General features: G+C 71.0%; 17 protein-coding genes. 7 read left to right on the top strand and 10 right to left on the bottom strand.

Going from position 1 to position 16,426, the window contains the following annotated elements:
• Nucleotides 1-203: 203 nt before the first annotated feature.
• Nucleotides 204-1,148 carry a DUF4097 family beta strand repeat-containing protein gene (locus L3i22_RS37355; protein ID WP_221322172.1) on the top strand — a complete coding sequence of 315 codons (945 nt, stop codon included), beginning with the start codon at nt 204-206 and terminating at the stop codon, nt 1,146-1,148.
• A 355-nt stretch (nt 1,149-1,503) separates the two neighbouring features.
• Here L3i22_RS37355 and L3i22_RS37360 read toward each other — a convergent pair whose 3' ends face one another.
• A complete protein-coding gene (locus tag L3i22_RS37360) occupies nt 1,504-2,136 on the bottom strand; it encodes an HAD family hydrolase (protein ID WP_370644276.1) in 633 nt (210 codons plus the stop codon).
• Between the two features lie 97 nt (nt 2,137-2,233).
• A complete protein-coding gene (locus L3i22_RS37365) occupies nt 2,234-2,932 on the bottom strand; it encodes a neutral zinc metallopeptidase (RefSeq protein WP_221322174.1) in 699 nt (232 codons plus the stop codon).
• A 224-nt stretch (nt 2,933-3,156) separates the two neighbouring features.
• Here L3i22_RS37365 and L3i22_RS37370 point away from each other — a divergent pair, with 224 nt between their 5' ends.
• Both L3i22_RS37370 and L3i22_RS37375 read left to right on the top strand, forming a co-directional pair.
• The gene (locus tag L3i22_RS37370) at nt 3,157-3,924 is read left to right on the top strand and encodes an ABC transporter ATP-binding protein (RefSeq protein ID WP_255657463.1); all 768 of its coding nucleotides are present in this window, start codon (nt 3,157-3,159) and stop codon (nt 3,922-3,924) included.
• Nucleotides 3,924-6,458, top strand: a complete 2,535-nt coding sequence (locus L3i22_RS37375; RefSeq protein WP_221322176.1) for an ABC transporter permease — start codon at nt 3,924-3,926, stop codon at nt 6,456-6,458. Before L3i22_RS37370 ends, L3i22_RS37375 begins: the two co-directional genes overlap by 1 nt.
• 297 nt (nt 6,459-6,755) lie before the next feature.
• Here the strand turns inward: L3i22_RS37375 and L3i22_RS37380 are convergent, their stop codons facing one another.
• From L3i22_RS37380 to L3i22_RS37390, 3 genes are read right to left on the bottom strand one after another with little or no spacing between them, the layout of a single operon-like run.
• Entirely contained in the window at nt 6,756-7,199 is a 444-nt protein-coding gene (locus L3i22_RS37380) for an SRPBCC domain-containing protein (protein ID WP_221322177.1), read from the bottom strand.
• Complete coding sequence (locus tag L3i22_RS37385) at nt 7,196-7,525, bottom strand: helix-turn-helix transcriptional regulator (RefSeq protein ID WP_221322178.1); 330 nt, start codon at nt 7,523-7,525, stop codon at nt 7,196-7,198. Before L3i22_RS37385 ends, L3i22_RS37380 begins: the two co-directional genes overlap by 4 nt.
• A 58-nt stretch (nt 7,526-7,583) precedes the next feature.
• Nucleotides 7,584-8,138 carry a hypothetical protein gene (locus L3i22_RS37390; RefSeq protein WP_255657464.1) on the bottom strand — a complete coding sequence of 185 codons (555 nt, stop codon included), beginning with the start codon at nt 8,136-8,138 and terminating at the stop codon, nt 7,584-7,586.
• Nucleotides 8,139-8,253: 115 nt separating this feature from the next.
• Between L3i22_RS37390 and L3i22_RS37395 the strand changes: the two genes are divergently transcribed.
• The gene (locus tag L3i22_RS37395) at nt 8,254-9,123 is read left to right on the top strand and encodes a PAC2 family protein (RefSeq protein ID WP_221322179.1); all 870 of its coding nucleotides are present in this window, start codon (nt 8,254-8,256) and stop codon (nt 9,121-9,123) included.
• A 3-nt stretch (nt 9,124-9,126) separates the two neighbouring features.
• On the opposite strand, the gene L3i22_RS37400 is transcribed toward L3i22_RS37395, so the two are convergent.
• The 4 genes from L3i22_RS37400 to L3i22_RS37415 all read right to left on the bottom strand — a co-directional run bounded on the left by L3i22_RS37400 (nt 9,127) and on the right by L3i22_RS37415 (nt 11,216).
• Nucleotides 9,127-9,327, bottom strand: a complete 201-nt coding sequence (locus L3i22_RS37400; protein ID WP_221322180.1) for a DUF397 domain-containing protein — start codon at nt 9,325-9,327, stop codon at nt 9,127-9,129.
• Nucleotides 9,328-9,404: 77 nt separating this feature from the next.
• On the bottom strand, nt 9,405-9,650 hold the full coding sequence (locus L3i22_RS37405; RefSeq protein WP_221322181.1) for a DUF397 domain-containing protein: 246 nt from the start codon (nt 9,648-9,650) through the stop codon (nt 9,405-9,407).
• A 23-nt stretch (nt 9,651-9,673) separates the two neighbouring features.
• Complete coding sequence (locus L3i22_RS37410) at nt 9,674-10,621, bottom strand: helix-turn-helix transcriptional regulator (RefSeq protein ID WP_221322182.1); 948 nt, start codon at nt 10,619-10,621, stop codon at nt 9,674-9,676.
• 178 nt (nt 10,622-10,799) lie between these two features.
• On the bottom strand, nt 10,800-11,216 hold the full coding sequence (locus L3i22_RS37415) for a DUF6232 family protein (RefSeq protein WP_221322183.1): 417 nt from the start codon (nt 11,214-11,216) through the stop codon (nt 10,800-10,802).
• Between the two features lie 873 nt (nt 11,217-12,089).
• On the opposite strand from L3i22_RS37415, the gene L3i22_RS37420 reads away from it, so the two are divergent.
• The gene (locus L3i22_RS37420; protein WP_221322184.1) at nt 12,090-12,881 is read left to right on the top strand and encodes a GntR family transcriptional regulator; all 792 of its coding nucleotides are present in this window, start codon (nt 12,090-12,092) and stop codon (nt 12,879-12,881) included.
• Nucleotides 12,882-13,081: 200 nt separating this feature from the next.
• Here L3i22_RS37420 and L3i22_RS37425 read toward each other — a convergent pair whose 3' ends face one another.
• Nucleotides 13,082-14,485, bottom strand: a complete 1,404-nt coding sequence (locus L3i22_RS37425; RefSeq protein WP_221322185.1) for an alpha/beta fold hydrolase — start codon at nt 14,483-14,485, stop codon at nt 13,082-13,084.
• A 112-nt stretch (nt 14,486-14,597) separates the two neighbouring features.
• Here L3i22_RS37425 and L3i22_RS37430 point away from each other — a divergent pair, with 112 nt between their 5' ends.
• Together L3i22_RS37430 and L3i22_RS37435 are read left to right on the top strand one after the other, a co-directional pair.
• Entirely contained in the window at nt 14,598-15,755 is a 1,158-nt protein-coding gene (locus L3i22_RS37430; protein ID WP_221322186.1) for a sensor histidine kinase, read from the top strand.
• On the top strand, nt 15,743-16,426 hold the full coding sequence (locus L3i22_RS37435; RefSeq protein WP_221322187.1) for a response regulator transcription factor: 684 nt from the start codon (nt 15,743-15,745) through the stop codon (nt 16,424-16,426). The genes L3i22_RS37430 and L3i22_RS37435 overlap by 13 nt, the downstream gene beginning before the upstream one ends.

The following is a 16,426-nucleotide window of genomic DNA, read 5'->3' on the forward strand; positions in this document are numbered from 1 at the left end:
CCCAATCCACAGCACCCGACCAACCCGCACCACGCAGGCCCGATCCACAGCACCTGATCGGCCCGCGCCGCAGCCGGCCTCGCAACACGACCGGGCCGCGACCCGACCAAGCCGCTCACAGCAGCTGAGCTCAGTGGCTCACCCCATGGACCGATGTCCGACTTATCCGGAATTTGGGCCTGACTATTTCAGGAGGAATCATGATGTTCGAGTTTGATCGGGCCGAGCCGGTCACCGTCTCACTGCGGGCCGTCTCCGGCACCGTCGAGATCGAGGCCGGGGCCCACGAGACCATCCGCGTCGAGGTCATGCCGCTCGACGACAACCCCGCCGCGCAGCAGGCCGCCGAGAACACCCGGGTCGTCCTCGACGGCGACACCCTGGTCGTGGCGGTGCCGACACCCGAGCGCTGGCGGATGCGCCGCAGCCCGGCCCTGCGCATCACCGTCCAGGTCCCCGAGGGCAGCAGCCTGACCGGGGAGAGCGCGGCCGCCGAGGTCCGGGCCGCCGGCCGCTACCGGGACGTGCACCTCAAGCTCGCCTCGGCCGCCGGGCACATCGCGGACGTGCGCGGCGACCTGCACCTCGGCGCGGCCAGCGGCGACCTGTCGGCCGACCGGGTCGGCGGCTCCGCGTCCGTGAAGAGCGCCTCCGGCAAGATCAGCCTGGGTGACGTCGCCGGTGACGTCACGGCCGCGACCGCGAGTGGCGACATCCGGATCGCCTCCGGCGGCGGGTCGCTGGATGCCGGCACCGCGAGCGGTTCGGTCACCGTCGGTTCGCTTTCCCAAGGCAAAGCCCGCGTCCGTACGGCATCAGGCAACGTCACCCTCGGTGTAGCCCCCGGCACCGGCCTCTGGCTGGATCTGAACACCGTGGGCGGCCAGAGCGTCACCGACCTGACGTCGCACGGCGACACCGCACCGGCCGCCACCACCCTGGAGATCCGGGTCCGCACGGCCAGCGGCGACATCCGGATCCACCGGGCGGTCGACCCGGGCACCGGCCCGCGGCCGCACAGCTCCTGGTCCCCGGGCTCGAACATCGTGGTGACCGGTACGCGGAACCCGGAGGAGCCGCCCGTGGACGGCACCGGCTCGGGGGACGTCACGCACGGGAGCGGCGGGTCAGGCCCGCTGGCCGCCTGATGTCCGGGATGGCGGTGGCCCGCCGTCTCCTGCCGGCCCTGGGCCGCCCGTTCCTCTCACTCCGCGCCCCGCACGATCCGGCAACGCGGGCCCACCCCGAGCCGAGCCCCGCCACCGAACCACCCACCACCGGCGGGGCCACGCACCGGGCCGCAGGCGCACCGGCCGGCTGAACCGAGCCGAGCACCCAGAGGACAAAGAGCGCAAGCCGACGAATTCACCGCTTCCAGCCACTAACAGACCCCGTGGCGGGCCGACGCACTGCGAACGCCCCGGAACCGACCGCGATGGGGAACGACGTACCGGAGAGCGACCGCAACCAGCCGCTCACCCGCCGTACCAAAGCAAAAATCGCCTAGCGCAACGCGCCCAGAAAGCCCAGGTCGACGCCGACCAGCGAAGATCGCAAACAGATGCCTTCGTACGGGGGCAACGCCACGTCGGACGGCACCGCGAGCACCCGGGCCCCGGCGGCGACCGCGCTGGCCACGCCGCTGGGCGAGTCCTCGATCGCCACGCAGTCGACGATCGGCACGCCGAGCAGGCCGGCGGCGGTCAGGTACGGCTCCGGGTCGGGCTTGGGCGCGCCGACCTCGTCACCGCAGACCACGACGTCGAAGTTCTCCGTGCCGAGGGTCTTCAGCGCGATGTCGGCGAGGCGCCGCCCGGTCGAGGTGACCAGCGCGGTCGGCACCCCGGCGGCCCGGACCTCGAGGAGCAGCTCCCGCGCGCCGGGCCGCCACTCCAGGCCGTCGGCGAAGAGCTCGGCGACGCGCTCGCTGAGCCAGGCGACGTCGGGCGCGGAGTCCCGGTCGGGCTGGCCCAGGTCCTCGCGGAAGATCGCCATGCTCACCGGCATGCTGGTGCCGACCATGGCGAGCCGGGCGTCGGCGGAGAGGACGCCGCCGGCGCGGACGGCGAGGTCCTCCAGCGCGACGCCCCACAACTTCTCGCTGTCGACGAGGGTGCCGTCCATGTCGAAGAGCACCGCGGCCGGTCGTGTCGCGCTCAGCAGAATCTCCCCAGGTCAGTACGGTCGGAACACGATCCTCCCGCGCCACCGGGGCGCCGGCCGAGCCAATGTCTCAGAGGTCACAGGCCTTGAGCGAGTCCTGGTACCCGTTGGCGAACGCGTTGATCCGCTGGTCGGCCGTGCCGTGCGAGCCCTCGGCGAACCACGGCTGGCCGGGGTCGTCGCCGACCGACTCGAGGCCGCGGGCCAGTTCGTCGGTGTCGCCCTTGTCCAGGGTGAGCTGCCGGGCGCGCGCCGAGTCGCCGATGAACGCGCCGGCCATGCAGTCGGCCTGCAGCTCCTGCTGGATGGTGAACTCCTTCTGGATGCCGAGCCGGGCCTGGATGCCGTGCGCGTACTCGTGGCCGAGCAGGTAGTAGATGAACGCGTCGCCGATCTGCCCGAAGACCCCGAAGGCCCAGTTCACGTCGTACGCGATGAAGTCCCCCGCCGAGCAGTAGGCGGCGTTGTTGCGCGGCAGCGGGTCCCGCCCGCAGTCCACTTCACCTTCCCGCTCGTACGGGATGACCTCGCGCACCGGCTGGAACCGCTGGCCCTGCCGCTTGAACACCTGTCCCCAGTACTGCTCGGCGACGGTCTGCGCGGACTTGATGTCGGAGGCGAACTCCTCCGGGGTGTCGGTGCCGTCCGGCCCGTCGGAGCCGGTGGCGGTGGCGGCCGGCGTCGGGTCGGTCGGCTCGTCCGGTCCGGGCAGCTGCCCGCACCCCGCGAGCAGCAGTACTGTCAGGAAAGCGGCGAGTCGGGCACGCATGACGGTCCTCCTGAGGGGCCGGGAGTTCCACCGTAGACGGCATCGGCGACCGACTCATTGCCCTCTATCACTCAGGGGCAACCCTGACGATGCCTAAGTGGCCTCCCCCAGCGAAATCTCAGCGTTCAGCTACTCCACAGGACGGACGCCGGGCGCCGTTCGCGCCGACACACTGGGCTGGCCTGCCGGAGCACCGGCAGACCATCTTCAGGGGGAGACGAACGGTGACTGCGACGAATGCCGGCGGGTCGGTGGCGGCACGCGCGGACGAGATCTGGAAGGTCTACGGCACCGGCGAGGCCCGGGTGACCGCGCTGGCCGGGGTGACCGCCGAGTTCGGGCGGGGCCGTTTCACGGCGATCATGGGCCCGTCCGGCAGCGGCAAGTCGACGCTGATGCACTGCCTCGCCGGGCTGGACACGGTCGACAAGGGCACCGCGCACATCGGCGGCACCGAGATCAGCAACCTCGGCGACAAGGCGCTGACCCGGCTGCGGCGGGACCGGATCGGCTTCATCTTCCAGCAGTTCAACCTGCTGCCCACGCTGAGCGCCGCGGAGAACATCCGGCTGCCGCTGGACATCGCCGGCCGCAAGGCGGATCCGCAGTGGTGGGACGTCGTGATCGACACGGTCGGCCTGCGGGACCGCCTCTCGCACCGGCCCAGCCAGCTCTCCGGCGGCCAGCAGCAGCGGGTGGCGTGTGCCCGCGCGCTGATCGGCCGGCCCGACGTGATCTTCGCGGACGAGCCGACCGGCAACCTGGACTCGCGGGCCGGCGCCGAGGTGCTCGGCTTCCTGCGGTCCTCGGTGCGCGAGCACGACCAGACCATCGTCATGGTCACCCACGACCCGGTCGCGGCGAGCTACGCCGACCGGGTGATCTTCCTGGCCGACGGCCGGGTCGTCGACGAGTTGCCGAACCCGACCGCGGAGACCGTGCTCGACACCATGAAGCGCCTGGACAAGCACGGCGATCCGGTGATGCTCTGATGCTGCGCGCGACACTCAAGAGCCTGCTCGCCCGTAAGCTCCGGCTGATCCTTTCCGGTCTGGCGGTGGTGCTGGGCGTGATGTTCGTGTCCGGCTCGTTCGTGGTCACCGACACGCTCAACCGCACCTTCGACTCGATCTTCGCCGACGCCTTCGGCGCCACCGACGTCTCGGTCAGCGCCAAACCCAAGATCGAAGTGTCCGAGATGGAGGGCGAGGAGGTCGCCACGCCGCTTCCGGCCGCGGCGGTCGACAAGATCAAAACAATTTCCGGCGTACGGGCGGCAACCGGCCGCGTCGACGTCGACGGCGCCCGGGTGATCGGCTCCGACGGCAAGGTGCTCACCTCGCAGGGGCCGCCCCGCCTCGGCGAGAACTGGACCGGCACGGACAGCCTGATGGAGCTCCGCTCCGGCCGCGGCCCGACGGCGGCCGGCGAGATCGCCGTCAACGCGAACACCGCGCAGCTGGCCGGGCTGAAGCTCGGCGACACCGTCAGCGTGCTCACCCTGCAGCCGAAGCAGCAGTTCACGCTGGTCGGCATCTGGGGCTACACCGGCGGGCGGGACAGCATCGGCGGCGTGCAGGAGGTCGCCTTCACCACGCCGGTCGCGCAGCAGCTGATGCTCGGCCAGGCCGGCACGTTCTCGTCGGTGACCGTCGAGGCCGCCGACGGCGTGACCCCGGCGCAGCTGCGGGACCGGGTGGCCGCCGCGCTCGGCGCGGACTACCAGGTCAAGACCGGTGAGCAGCTGGCGAAGGAGAGTGCCGACAGCATCCAGGAGGGCCTGGCGTTCTTCAACCAGATCCTGCTCGGCTTCGCCGGGGTGGCGCTGTTCGTCGGCATCTTCCTGATCCTCAACACCTTCTCGATCATCGTGGCCCAGCGGACCCGGGAACTGGCCCTGCTGCGCGCGATGGGCGCCAGCCGCCGCCAGGTGATCGGCTCGGTGCTGGTCGAGGCCGTGGCGATCGGCCTGGTCGCGGCGGTGCTCGGGCTGGCCGCCGGGGTCGGCGCGGGCGCCGGGCTGGCCGCGCTGTTCGGCTCGTTCGCCGACCTGACGCTCGCCTCGATCGGAGTCCCGCTCTCCGCGGTGATCAGCGCGTTCGTGGTCGGCCTGGTGGTCACCGTGGTCGCCGCGGTGCTGCCCGCGCTGCGCGCCTCCCGGATCGCCCCGATCGCCGCGATGCAGGAGGTCAGCATCCCGGACCGGCCGCTCACCAAACTCAGCGTCTTCGGCGGGGTGGTCCTCGCGGCCGGCGGCGCGGCGCTGGGCACCGGGCTGTTCGCCAGCCTGAGCGGCAAGACCACACTGTGGCTGATCCTCGGCGGCGTGCTCGTCTCGTTCGTCGGCGTCGCGCTGCTCACCCCGCTGATCAGCAAGCCGGTGATCAGCCTGCTCGGGCGGCTCTTCTCGTGGTCGCTGCCGGGCCGGCTGGGCCGGCTCAACTCGGGCCGCAACCCGCGCCGGACGGCGATCACCGCGGCCGCGCTGATGGTCGGCATCGCGCTGGTCACCGGCGTGACCGTGATCATGGACTCGGCCAAGAGCAGCCTCAAGACCCAGGTCGCGGAGACGATCAAGGCGCAGATCCTGATCAGCGGGGATCAGACCGGGCCGCGGCCGCCGACGTACGACCCGGCGGTGATCGACAAGACCGCCGCGCTGCCGGGCGTGCGGGCCGCGGCCGGGCTGTGGAACGACATGGTGACGATCGACGGCAAGACGCAGTACGTCACCGCGTCCGCGGACCTGAGCGTGCTGGCCCAGGCCTACGGGACGACCGCGGCGCCGCTGACCGACAGCCAGATCGCGGTCGACCAGGCCGCGGCCGACGAGCAGCACTGGCAGGTGGGCCGGTCGGTGACGATCCAGGGGGCGCGGGGCGACCCGCACACGTACACCGTCAGCCAGATCTTCGCGAAGAACGCGCTGCCCGGGAACGTGATCCTGCCGAACGCGGCGATCAAGGACTTCGGGGTCACCCAGCCGAGCTTCGGTTTCGTCCGGCTCGACGACGGGGTCGCCGTCTCCTCGGTGCTGCCGCAGGTCAAGCAGCTGCTCGCGGACAGTCCCGAGGTGACGGCGACCGACTCGGCGACGTTCGCGAACGATCAGGCGGCGCAGTTCGACCAGGTGATCACGATGATCCAGATCCTGCTCGGGCTGGCCATCCTGATCGCGGTCCTCGGCGTGGTCAACACGCTCGCCCTCTCCGTGCTGGAGCGGACCCGGGAGCTGGGGCTGCTGCGGGCGGTCGGGCTCGGCCGGGCGCAGACCATGCGGATGATCACCGTGGAGGCGGTGGTGATCTCGGTCTTCGGGGCGCTGCTCGGCGTGGTGGTCGGGGCCGGCATGGGTACGGCGGTGACCCGCGCCCTGAAGAGCGACGGCATCACCGAGCTGGTCCTGCCGTGGGGCCGGATGGGCACCTACCTGGCCCTGGCCGCGGTGGTCGGCGTGGTGGCCGCGGTGGTCCCGGCGATCCGGGCGGCGCGGCTGAACGTGCTCGGCGCGATCGCCCACGACTGACCCGGGGTCGCCCGCCGCCGTGAGCGCCGGCTGTCCGGCTGGCGCTCACGGCTGTTCTTCGCGCGGAACACGACCGTGAGTGCCAGCCGGGTTTGCGGGAGCCGCGGGCGGGCCCGGAGTGGCCGCGGCCTGGCGGGCCCGCGCCGGGATTTCAGCCGGCGGCGCCGGAGCGGCCCGGTGACCGGCGGCGTCGCGACCCGGGATCGGGGGCCGGGCTGTGCTTCTGGGGGTTTGGCATGCCGTACCGCGAAATGGTGGAAGCGAAAGAGAACCGCCGGGGCGCGGCAGCGTCTTGCCTTATGCGCCGAGAAGTTTGTCGAGCTTGGTGAAGCTGGAACCCCAGCCTTCGCGAGCGCCGGTCTCCATCTCGGCCGGGAAGGGGCTCTGTGTCAGGACCAGGCGGGTGCGGCCGCCCTCTTCGTCGAAGAGTTCGATGCGCATGACGAGCTTGTCCGCGCCGAAGTCCGGGATGTGGCTGACGTCCTCCTCGCCGACCAGCAACTCGTTCTCGATCACCTCGGTGAACGTGGCGTTGACCGGCGACGACATCGACGGATCGGCATCGTTGACCATGGTGAAGACCTGCTTGCCACCGGGGCGCGCGTCGATCTCGACGCTGTCGCGCGGCACCGACCAGCCGACCGGGCCGAACCACTGCGCGATCTGGTCCGGGTCGGTGAACGCGCGGTAGACCAGGGCGCGGGGCGCGTCGAAGACGCGGGTGATGACGAGGTCGGTCATGGTTTCTCCTCCTGCAGGCGCTTGAGATGGGCGTCCAGGCGTGCGAAATTCTCGTCCCAGAACCGGCGGTAACGCTCCATCCACGCGGTGGCCTCGCGCAGCGGCCCGGCCTCGAGACGGCTGGAGCGCCACTGCGCGGATCGGCTGCGCGAGATGAGGCCGGCGTTCTCCAGGACCTTGAGGTGACGGGAGATCGCCGGGAGGCTGATGTCGAACGGCTCGGCGAGCTCGGTCACGGTCGCCTCGCCCTCGGCGAGCCGGGCCAGGATGGCACGTCGCGTCGGGTCGGCGAGCGCCGCGAAGATGACGCTGAGCCGGTCAGCCATTTAACCCTCCCGTTAATTAACGGAGCGGTTAAGACCGTAGCCTTCCGGCGCGCGGACGTCAAACCTTCGACGGAATCCGGCGGTGAAGTTCAGCCAGCAGGACATCCGGGCCGGGCGACATCAAACCCACATCGACGACGTACGACCGCTCCTCGCCCCGCCGGCGCGTCCGCGGCGCGAAGCCCGGGCCGTCGAGGACCTGCGCGTAATCGTCCCCGATCGGCGTCACCACCAGCTCGGTGAACGGCCCCCGGCCGTGCAGCCCCACCGACGCGATGCCGGACCAGGGCAGATGCACCGGCTTGCGCCCGGTCGCGGCGAAGTCGATGCCGTGCACCGAGGTGTGCAGCCAGCCCAGCCGCCGGTAGAGCACGAGCAGCACCACGGCGGACGCGATCATCGGCACGATCATCGCGATCTCCGCGTAGACCACGATGTCCTCCGGCCCCGGGCGGGCCCCGAACACCACCGCGAGGACCAGGTAGAACCCGAGGATCAGCACCCACGCGGCGGCCACCACCCAGAGCACGGTGACGAAGAACATCGCGCGCGGCTGGATGAAGCTCACGGTGTCGTCGGACGGGCCGAGCACCTGATCCACGTGACTGGTCACGCCGGAAATTATGCTCGGTTATGCACGGTTTCATGGCGAAAACCGCTCACGACCTGCGGAGGGCCACGGCGCGGCCACCCGGTACAGTTCCGGCCCCGCACGTAGGCTGTCAGACATGACTGAGTTCGACGGCCTACCGCTGCTCCGCTCGCCCGTGGCCATCGTCGCCTTCGAGGGCTGGAACGATGCTGCGGACGCTTCCACCGCGGCCGTGGAACACCTTGAGCAGGTCTGGGAAGCCCGCGAGGTGACCAGCATCGACCCCGAGGACTTCTACGACTTCCAGGTGAGCCGCCCCACCGTCACGATGGCCGAGGGCGAGACTCGCAAGATCGAATGGCCGACCACCCGGTTCATGGTGGCCAGCCCGCCCGGCAGCGACCGGGACGTGGTGCTGATCCGCGGCATCGAGCCGAGCATGCGGTGGCGCACCTTCTGCGAATCGGTGCTGGAGATCTGCCACAGCCTCGAGGTGACCAAGGTCGTGCTCCTCGGCGCGCTGCTGGCCGACGTGCCGTACACGCGGCCCCTGCCGATCAGCGGCAGCGCCTCGGACAGCTCCATCGCCGAGAAGTACAACGTCGTCCCGACCCGCTACGACGGGCCGACCGGCATCGTCGGGGTCCTGCAGGAAGCGGCCAGCCGCGCCGAGCTGGACGCGCTGTCGTTCTGGGTGCACGTGCCCCACTACGCGAACAACCCGCCCTGCCCCAAGGCCACCCTCGCGCTGCTCAGCCGCATCGAGGACGTGCTCGACCTGCCGGTGCCGATGGCCGACCTGGCCGAACAGGCCGACGAGTGGGAGAAGCGCGTCCGGGCAGCCGCCGAGCAGGACGCCGAGCTCGGCGAATACGTCCGCGAACTGGAGGAACGCGTCGGCGACGCGGGAATCCAGCCGCTCACCGGCGACGAGATCGCCAGCGAGTTCGAGAAGTACCTGCGCCGCCGTGGCGGCTCCGCCGGCCCGACCGCCGGCTCCTGGTAATCCCTACCGGGCGGAGTCGCCGGCATCACGGATGCCGGCGACCAGCCCGCGCCACTCGCCACGAGTGGCGACGATGACCTCATCGGGACGCTCGGTGTTGCGGATCAGCACGTCATCGCCGTCGAACGCGATCTCCAGGCAGGCGGAGGCCTCGCAGTAACTGCTCCGCCGCCAGACCAGGTCGCGTTCAGCGAACTCGTTCATCTCCGGGTACCTCCCCCAAAGCACGTGGCTACCCAGCGTACGATGCCGAACCCGCACTGTCACTTGAGCGGCCGGCGTCAGAGGTTACTGAAACGCCCTTCGGCAATGTCGTCCAGGAAAACATTCCAGCCGTCACGATCGAACTCCAGATGACGCTCGCCAGGATGCGCGTTGTTGCGCACCGCGATGGCGCTCTCCCCGACCGGCGCGGCCTCGAGGCACGCCGCCGTCTCGCAGAAACTGCTCTTGTACCACTCCATTGTGGCTTTCACCATGATCGGCTTCTCCTCCGAAGTGAGACGCCGCGCCACGACGAGCACCACACGCCACCGTCGTGACGCGAGCGCTAAGGTTCGCCGCGATCCACGCTGGACCGCAGCACCGCCGCTCGGGCGGTGATCAGTGACAGGCTGACCTCTTCGTCGAGGCTCCGCGTCCAGAGATCCTCGAAGTATTCGCGGAACTGTCGCACCGGTTTGGGATCGTCCTGGAGCTCGTCCTCGATCCAGCCTTCGCGATAGAGAACGGCATCGTCGTCGTCATCGCCCGCCGGGGCGTGATCCGCGTGTTCGCCATCGCCCGCCTCGCGTTCGCCCGCCTCGCGTTCGCCCGCCTCGCGTTCGCCCGCCTCGCGCTCGTTGAGGTCCACGAGGATGAAAGCGCCGACCATGGCGAGCACCGCACCCGCGGGAAGCGGAAGCACGCGGACCCGGACACCCGGCCGCTTCGCATCCTCCACCAGTGCCGCCATCTGCTCAGCGGCGATCTCCACCCCACCGAAGTCCCGGAGCAGCACCGATTCGTCGATGATCAGGTAGTACCGGGGACCGCCGGCGCGCTCGATGAGCTCCCGGCGACGCTGCGAGCGCACCTCCTGGCGCACTTTCCGCTGCTCGTCGGAGACGTTCCGCATGAAGGAGTCGAGGATGAACCCGGCCGTCCGGGGCGTCTGCAGAACCCCGGGAACCACGCCCGGCTGGAACACCCGGACCTCGGCCGCCTCGGCCTCGAACGCCATCAGTTTCAGCACCGCGGGAGTGACGTGCTCCCGGTACGCCGGCTTGGTCCACCAGCGCTGCCGGCGGGAGATCCGGGCGTCGTCGACCAGATCCTCGATCTCGTGCTGGGTGAACGAGCCGTAGAAGTCGAGCAGGGCTCGCAGGTCGGTGCCGGAGACCGTGACCTCGCCGGCCTCGATCCGCTGCATCTTGGAGAGACTCCAGTCCAGGTGCGCGGCCACATCGCTCTGACTCAGCGGCGGGTCGGCCGCCAGGCGGGCCTTGCGCAGCGCCACCCGCACCCGTCGGCGTGCGACGGCGGGTGACTCTCCCGGCCCGCTGGGCATGGCCTCCCCAAGCTGCTACGTGGCTGATAGCTGTGCGGCTGACAGACCTATTGCCGTCAGCCGCACGGACTCTACACCCCGAACCGGATCATCGTGTACGCAACACCCCGAAGTCGATCCCGCAAGATCACTTGCTGTCACCCCGGTAGTCCAGGGCACGGATCAGACCTCGCACTATCTGATCGAACTCCTGACGGTCGTCGGTTTCCACCAGAATCACCAACTCCCCTTCGTTCAACGCCAGCAACCGGTACTCGGAACGGGGCCGGACCCGCAGACACGCGCCGGCGCACACCACCAGGGCGAGCGTGACCACCCCGGCCAGCAGCATCGACGTGCGGCCCAGCATCGGGACCGCCCAGACCATGGTGAAGACGGCGGTGACACCCACCGCCCGGAAACGGTTGGCGCTGAGGTCCGGCCCCTCCTGGACGGCCTGGATCCGGCTCAGCTCCCGCAGCGTGAAGGCCTGCCGCTCGCGGCTCGGCACCTCGATCACCCGATGGGTGATCAGCGCACGCGGCCCTCGATAGAAGACCGGCATGACTCTCCCCTCCTCCCGGGGGTTGCAGGAGGGCGGGGAAGTGGCGAAAGATGGCTGTTGGCAAGGTCCTCCCCTCCCTGTGGGACGGAGGCCTCGGGCGGCACTCAGCGGGAACTGGGTGCCGCCTTTTTCGTTGGTGATCAGCCCCCATGACTCGCGGTTTCTGAGGTCAGTATGGGCCGAAAGGGACGTACACGCTAGACATCTATCTGCGGTGTAGCTGATAGCCCTATTCACTCATCTGGTCGGGTACCGCGCGGACCAGCGGATCCGTGCGCGGAACGGTCGTTCACGCCACTTGTTCGCAGGTCAACCGCCACACGACGGCAAGCCGGCCGACATGAGCCCGTCGACGCCCGAGGTCATCGCCCGGCTCCAGGCCGCCCGCGCCCCCGACCCCGCACGCATCGCGGCCCCCGGCCCTGCACGCATCGCGGCCCCCGGCCCTGCACGCATCGCGGCCCCCGGCCCTGCATGCACCCAGCGCCCCGGAATTACACCCATGAGCACGCCCGCACCAGGCGCCGCACGCGTGCAGCCCTCAGCAGCTCACTTCCCGACGCTTCTCACCTCGCCGACGCGGCTCGCCATGCCGAAACGCTCGCCGTCGCCACCGCTCCGCTCGCCGCCGGCGCTCCGCTCACCGCCATTCCGCTGGCCGCCCGCCCGCTCGGCGCCCGCCCCGCCCGCCTCCGTTCCGCTCGCCGCCCGCTCCTGCGCTGCGCCGCTCCGCTCACCGCCATTCCGCCCGCTCCCGCTCGTCACCGGCTGGCTCGGCGCGGCGGTTCGCTTCGGCGTGTCAGCGTGGCCGGGCGCGTTGCCTGGGGCATCCTAGGAACCTATCCATCTTGGGCCGAGCCCGCTGGAGGAACCGTGACGATCAATCCGGGCGCTGCCGAGTTTCCGCATCGGCAGATCGCGGGGCAGCTGCGGGAGCGCGTGCGTCGTGGGGAATGGCAACCGGGTGAGCGACTGCCGTCCATCCCGGCCATCGCCGAGATGTTCGGCGTCGCCAAGCAGACGGTGCAGCGGGCCGTCGATCAGCTGCGGGTCGAGGGCATCCTGATCACCAAGCCCGGCTCCGGTACCTACGTCCGTGGCACCCGCCGCCGCCTGAACCGCCTCTCGCGGGGCCGCTACGGCGCCCACCGCGGCTATCACGCCGACCTCGCCGCGCGTTACCGCCAGCAGCTCGTCGGCGTCGGCCGGGAGGCGGCGCCCCCCGAGGTGACCGACGCCTTCGGGGTGCGGGACGGCACCGAGATGCTGGTGCGGCGGCACATCGTGCGCACCGACGACGCGACCGTGGAGCTCGGCGCCTCCTGGTTCCGGGTGACCGACGCGAACGGGACGAGCCTGGAGCGGGCCGAGGCGTTCGGGCGGCCGCTCTACCAGGAGGCCGAAGAGGTGCTCGGACGCCGCTACACCAGCGCGACCGACACGATCACCGCCCGTCAGCCGAGCCGGGAGGAGGCGGAGATCCTGCAGATCCGCCCGGACACACCGGTGCTGCACCTGCTGCACGTCGCCTTCGACGAGACCCGGAAACCGATCGAGGTGGCTCAGGCAACCTGGCCCGGCCCGATGACGACGCTGACCGAGGAGTACCGGATCCCCGGCCCGACCCCGGAACCCGACCCGGATCCGGGCCTCACGCTGGCCTGACCGGCCCCAGACCGGCCCGGCCTGGGGTCCCGACCCAGCCGGCCCGGCCTGGGGTCCCGGCCCAGATCGAGGCTCGCGCTTGCGCCCCACCGGCCCCGAACGAACGGCTGGGGCTCGTGTTCGCCGACCTGATCGCCCGGCTGACGCCGGTGTCCGGCGCTCGCTCCCGGCCGGCCGGCCGGGAGCGGCCTCGGCAGCGCTCATCTGGAGCCGACCAGGCTGGTCAGGGTGGTGATGAAGAGGTCGGGCTCCTCGAACATCGCCCGGTGCCCGCCGCCCGGGATCGTCACGAGTTGCTTGACCGGCGCGCGCAGCCCGGCATACCACTCCTCGAAGAGCACGCTCAGGCCCCGCATCTCGTTGCCGCCCTGGACGAAGTAGGCCGGAATCGCCAGTTCCGGCACGTCGCGCCGCAGGTCGATGTCCTGCTCACGCGGGTACAGCGCGTCCCACGTGTCCATGATCGCGTTCAGGGTGTGCGCCTTCTGCAGCAGCGTGTACTCCGGGCCGTTGATCTCCAGGGGCGCGCTCCGCTGGGCATACGCCTCGGCCTCGTGCAGCGTGAACGTCTCGTACGGCCAGAAGTCCGGGTACGGCGGCCGGCCCTGTCTCTCCAGCGCCCGCACGACGTCGGGCTTCCCGTTCGTCCGCGCCCAGGCCAGGATGTCGTCGTAGAAGATCTGGTCGCTGGCCTCGACGTCGACGGCTTGGCCGGTACCGACATAGGCCGAGTATTTCTCCGGGTGCTGATGTGCCGCGAGCACGCCGAGCAGCGAGCCACCGGAGTGCGCCAGCAGGATGATCCTGTCGCGGTGGAAGCGGGACCGCAGGTAGTCGGTGACCGCCAGGATGTCCGCCACGGAGTCCTCCGGCGTCACCGTGGACGTCGGGTCCAGAGCCGCATACGACGCGCCGCCGCCCCGGCGGTCCAGGGTGGCCACCACGAAGTGCGACTCCAGGCCGGACAGGTGGGCGCGCATCGCGCCGGTCTCCGAGCCGCCGGGCGCGCCCGGGACGAACAGCAGCACCGGACCGGCCGGATCCCGGCCCCTGATCATCAGGCCGAGACGGTGACCATGGACGTCGACGTGGGTCAGCTCGGCGACGCCGCCGGGAATGCCGTCGGTGCGGGCCGGCACCGCGACCGCGGCGGCGACCAGCACCAACGCGAACGTCCAGGCTCCGGCCAGGATCCGGCCGCGGCGGCGCCGGAACCCGCACGCATATGCCGCGGCCAGTGCCATCGGGAACAGCGACAGCAGGCCGTGCACACCTCGCCCCGTGACCAGGGCGACCGCACCGAACAGGCTGGCGTGCGGCGGGTCGACCGATGGACCGGAGACGTGGGCGCGGACGAGCTCGAGGCTCACCCCGTACACAAGCGGGGTTGTGAAAATCGCCCAGCGGGAGCGCAGCAGCAAGCCCGCGCCGAAGCCCACGCCGGCGCTGATGGCGATCGACAGGAGCGCCTGTGTGTTCGTCAGGGGGCCGCGCGGTGTCCAGAGTGCGGCGGCGATGCCCCAGGTGGCGGCGATGAGGACGGCGGCGGTCAGGCGGGCCTTGGCCCGTGGCGGTGCGGCCGGGGTGATTTCGCGAATCGACATGCCGTCGAGGTTCGTCCATGAGGGAGGGTTCCCGCACCGGTCTTGAGAACTGTTTCTGACCCCTACTTTGGAAGGGTGCGGAGGCGTCCGGCCGCGACCTAGGCTCGGCCGCATGCTTCTCCATCTGCTGGTGCCCGAGCCCGGCAGCCCCCGGGCCGCGGTCCGGGACCGGCTGGCCGATGCCGTCGCGATTCTTCTCGCCCTCCTCTACGGGTCGGCGATGATGCTGGTCGGCGACGCGACGCGACCTGGCGCGGCGATCCCCTGGCCGGTCGATCTCGCGCTGGGTGTCGCCGGTGCCACCGCCCTTCTGGTCCGCCGGCGACATCCGCTTGCGGTCCTGGTGGCGCTGCTGCCGTTCGGGGCGATCTCGGTGACGGTGACCGGGCCGATCCTGGTGGCGCTGTTCACCGCCGCGATCCGGCTGCGGTTCCCGGTCGTGCTGCTGCTGGGCGCGGTCAACGTGGCGACCGGAGGCGTTTATTACCTGTTGCAGGAGCGGCCGGTCTACGACGTGTGGGTGGACTTCCTGGTCCGCGGCGTGATCACCGTGGCGGCGCTGGGCTGGGGCTCGTTCGTGCGGGCGTATCGGCGGCTCACCACCTCGCTGCGGGAGCACGCGGCACGGCTCGAGGCGGAGCAGGAGCTGCGGGAGGAGCAGGCCAGACTCGCCGAGCGGGCGCGGATCTCCCGGGAGATGCACGACGTGCTGGCGCATCGGATGTCGCTGATCAGCCTGCACGCGGGGGCACTGGAGGTGCGCGGCTCGCTGCCGCCGGTCGAGTTGTCGCTCGCCGCCGGCGCGATCCGGACCAGTGCGCATGAGGCGCTGGAGGAGCTGCGCGCGGTGGTCGGGGCGCCACGGGGGCGCCCCGAGCCGCCACAGCCCGGGCTCGCCGACGTGGACGACCTGGTGGCGAGCGTGCGGGCGGCCGGGATGACGGTCGGGTTCGACAGCGCGGTGCCGGTCGACGGGCCACCCGTGCCGCTGGGGCGGACGGCGTATCGGATCGTGCAGGAGGGCCTGACCAACGCGCGGAAGCACGGTTCGGAGGCGGCGGCGACGGTGCGCATGGAGGGCGCCGCCGGCCAGGGCCTGCGCATCACGATCATCAACCCCTTCCTGGGTACGAGGGAAAGCGCCCCGCCGGGCAGCGGGTTGGGCCTGGTCGGCATCGGGGAGCGGGTGGGCCTGGCCGGTGGCAGTTTCCGCTGTCGTGCGGAGCGTGGCGTCTTCCGGCTGGAGGCGGAGCTGCCATGGCCGGGTTGACGCTGAACGACGTCGAGCGCCCGGTTCGGCTGGCGATCGTGGACGATGACGCGCTGGTGCGGGCCGGGTTGCGGATCCTGGTGGGCGGTTCGCCGGATATCGAGGTGGTGGCCGAGGCGGGGGACGGTGACGAGGCGCTGCGGGTGGCCGAGGCGCACTGGCCGGACGTGATGCTGATGGACGTGCGGATGCCGCGGGTGGACGGGCTGGCCGCCACCCGGCGGATCCGGGAGCGGGCGAACGCGCCGCAGGTGATCGTGCTGACCACGTTCGACGCGGACGAGTACGTGCTGGAGGCGCTGCGCGGCGGGGCCAGTGGGTTCCTGCTCAAGGACACTCCGCCGCTGGAGATCCTGGCGGCCGTGCGGACGGTCGCCGCGGGGAAGGCGATCCTCTCCCCCACCGCGATCCGGCGCCTGATCGATCATGTCGCCGACCCGGCCACGGGCACCCGACGGGCTCGGGCGCAGGGCCGGCTGGCCGCTCTAACCGAGCGGGAGACCGAGGTCGCGGTGCTGGTCGGGCGGGGGTATTCGAACGCGGAGATCGCCACCGAACTGGGGATGAGCCTGCCGACGGCGAAGGGTCACGTGTCCCGGCTGCTGACCAAGTTGGACCTGAACAACCGGGTCCAGATCGCGCTGCTCGTCCATGACGCCGAGTTGCTGTGA

This window comes from Actinoplanes sp. L3-i22 (assembly GCF_019704555.1).
Classification (GTDB): domain Bacteria; phylum Actinomycetota; class Actinomycetes; order Mycobacteriales; family Micromonosporaceae; genus Actinoplanes.

Excerpts from the sequence above, each read along its gene's own strand:
- L3i22_RS37415 (WP_221322183.1), bottom strand. The coding sequence starts at position 11,216 with ATGCCGGTCTTCTATCGAGGGCCGCGTGCGCTGATCACCCATCGGGTG.
- L3i22_RS37430 (WP_221322186.1), top strand. The coding sequence starts at position 14,598 with ATGCTTCTCCATCTGCTGGTGCCCGAGCCCGGCAGCCCCCGGGCCGCG.
- L3i22_RS37365 (WP_221322174.1), bottom strand. The coding sequence starts at position 2,932 with ATGCGTGCCCGACTCGCCGCTTTCCTGACAGTACTGCTGCTCGCGGGG.
- L3i22_RS37375 (WP_221322176.1), top strand. The coding sequence starts at position 3,924 with ATGCTGCGCGCGACACTCAAGAGCCTGCTCGCCCGTAAGCTCCGGCTG.
- L3i22_RS37425 (WP_221322185.1), bottom strand. The coding sequence starts at position 14,485 with ATGTCGATTCGCGAAATCACCCCGGCCGCACCGCCACGGGCCAAGGCC.
- L3i22_RS37385 (WP_221322178.1), bottom strand. The coding sequence starts at position 7,525 with ATGGCTGACCGGCTCAGCGTCATCTTCGCGGCGCTCGCCGACCCGACG.
- L3i22_RS37435 (WP_221322187.1), top strand. The coding sequence starts at position 15,743 with ATGGCCGGGTTGACGCTGAACGACGTCGAGCGCCCGGTTCGGCTGGCG.
- L3i22_RS37355 (WP_221322172.1), top strand. The coding sequence starts at position 204 with ATGTTCGAGTTTGATCGGGCCGAGCCGGTCACCGTCTCACTGCGGGCC.
- L3i22_RS37395 (WP_221322179.1), top strand. The coding sequence starts at position 8,254 with ATGACTGAGTTCGACGGCCTACCGCTGCTCCGCTCGCCCGTGGCCATC.
- L3i22_RS37400 (WP_221322180.1), bottom strand. The coding sequence starts at position 9,327 with ATGAACGAGTTCGCTGAACGCGACCTGGTCTGGCGGCGGAGCAGTTAC.
- L3i22_RS37380 (WP_221322177.1), bottom strand. The coding sequence starts at position 7,199 with ATGACCGACCTCGTCATCACCCGCGTCTTCGACGCGCCCCGCGCCCTG.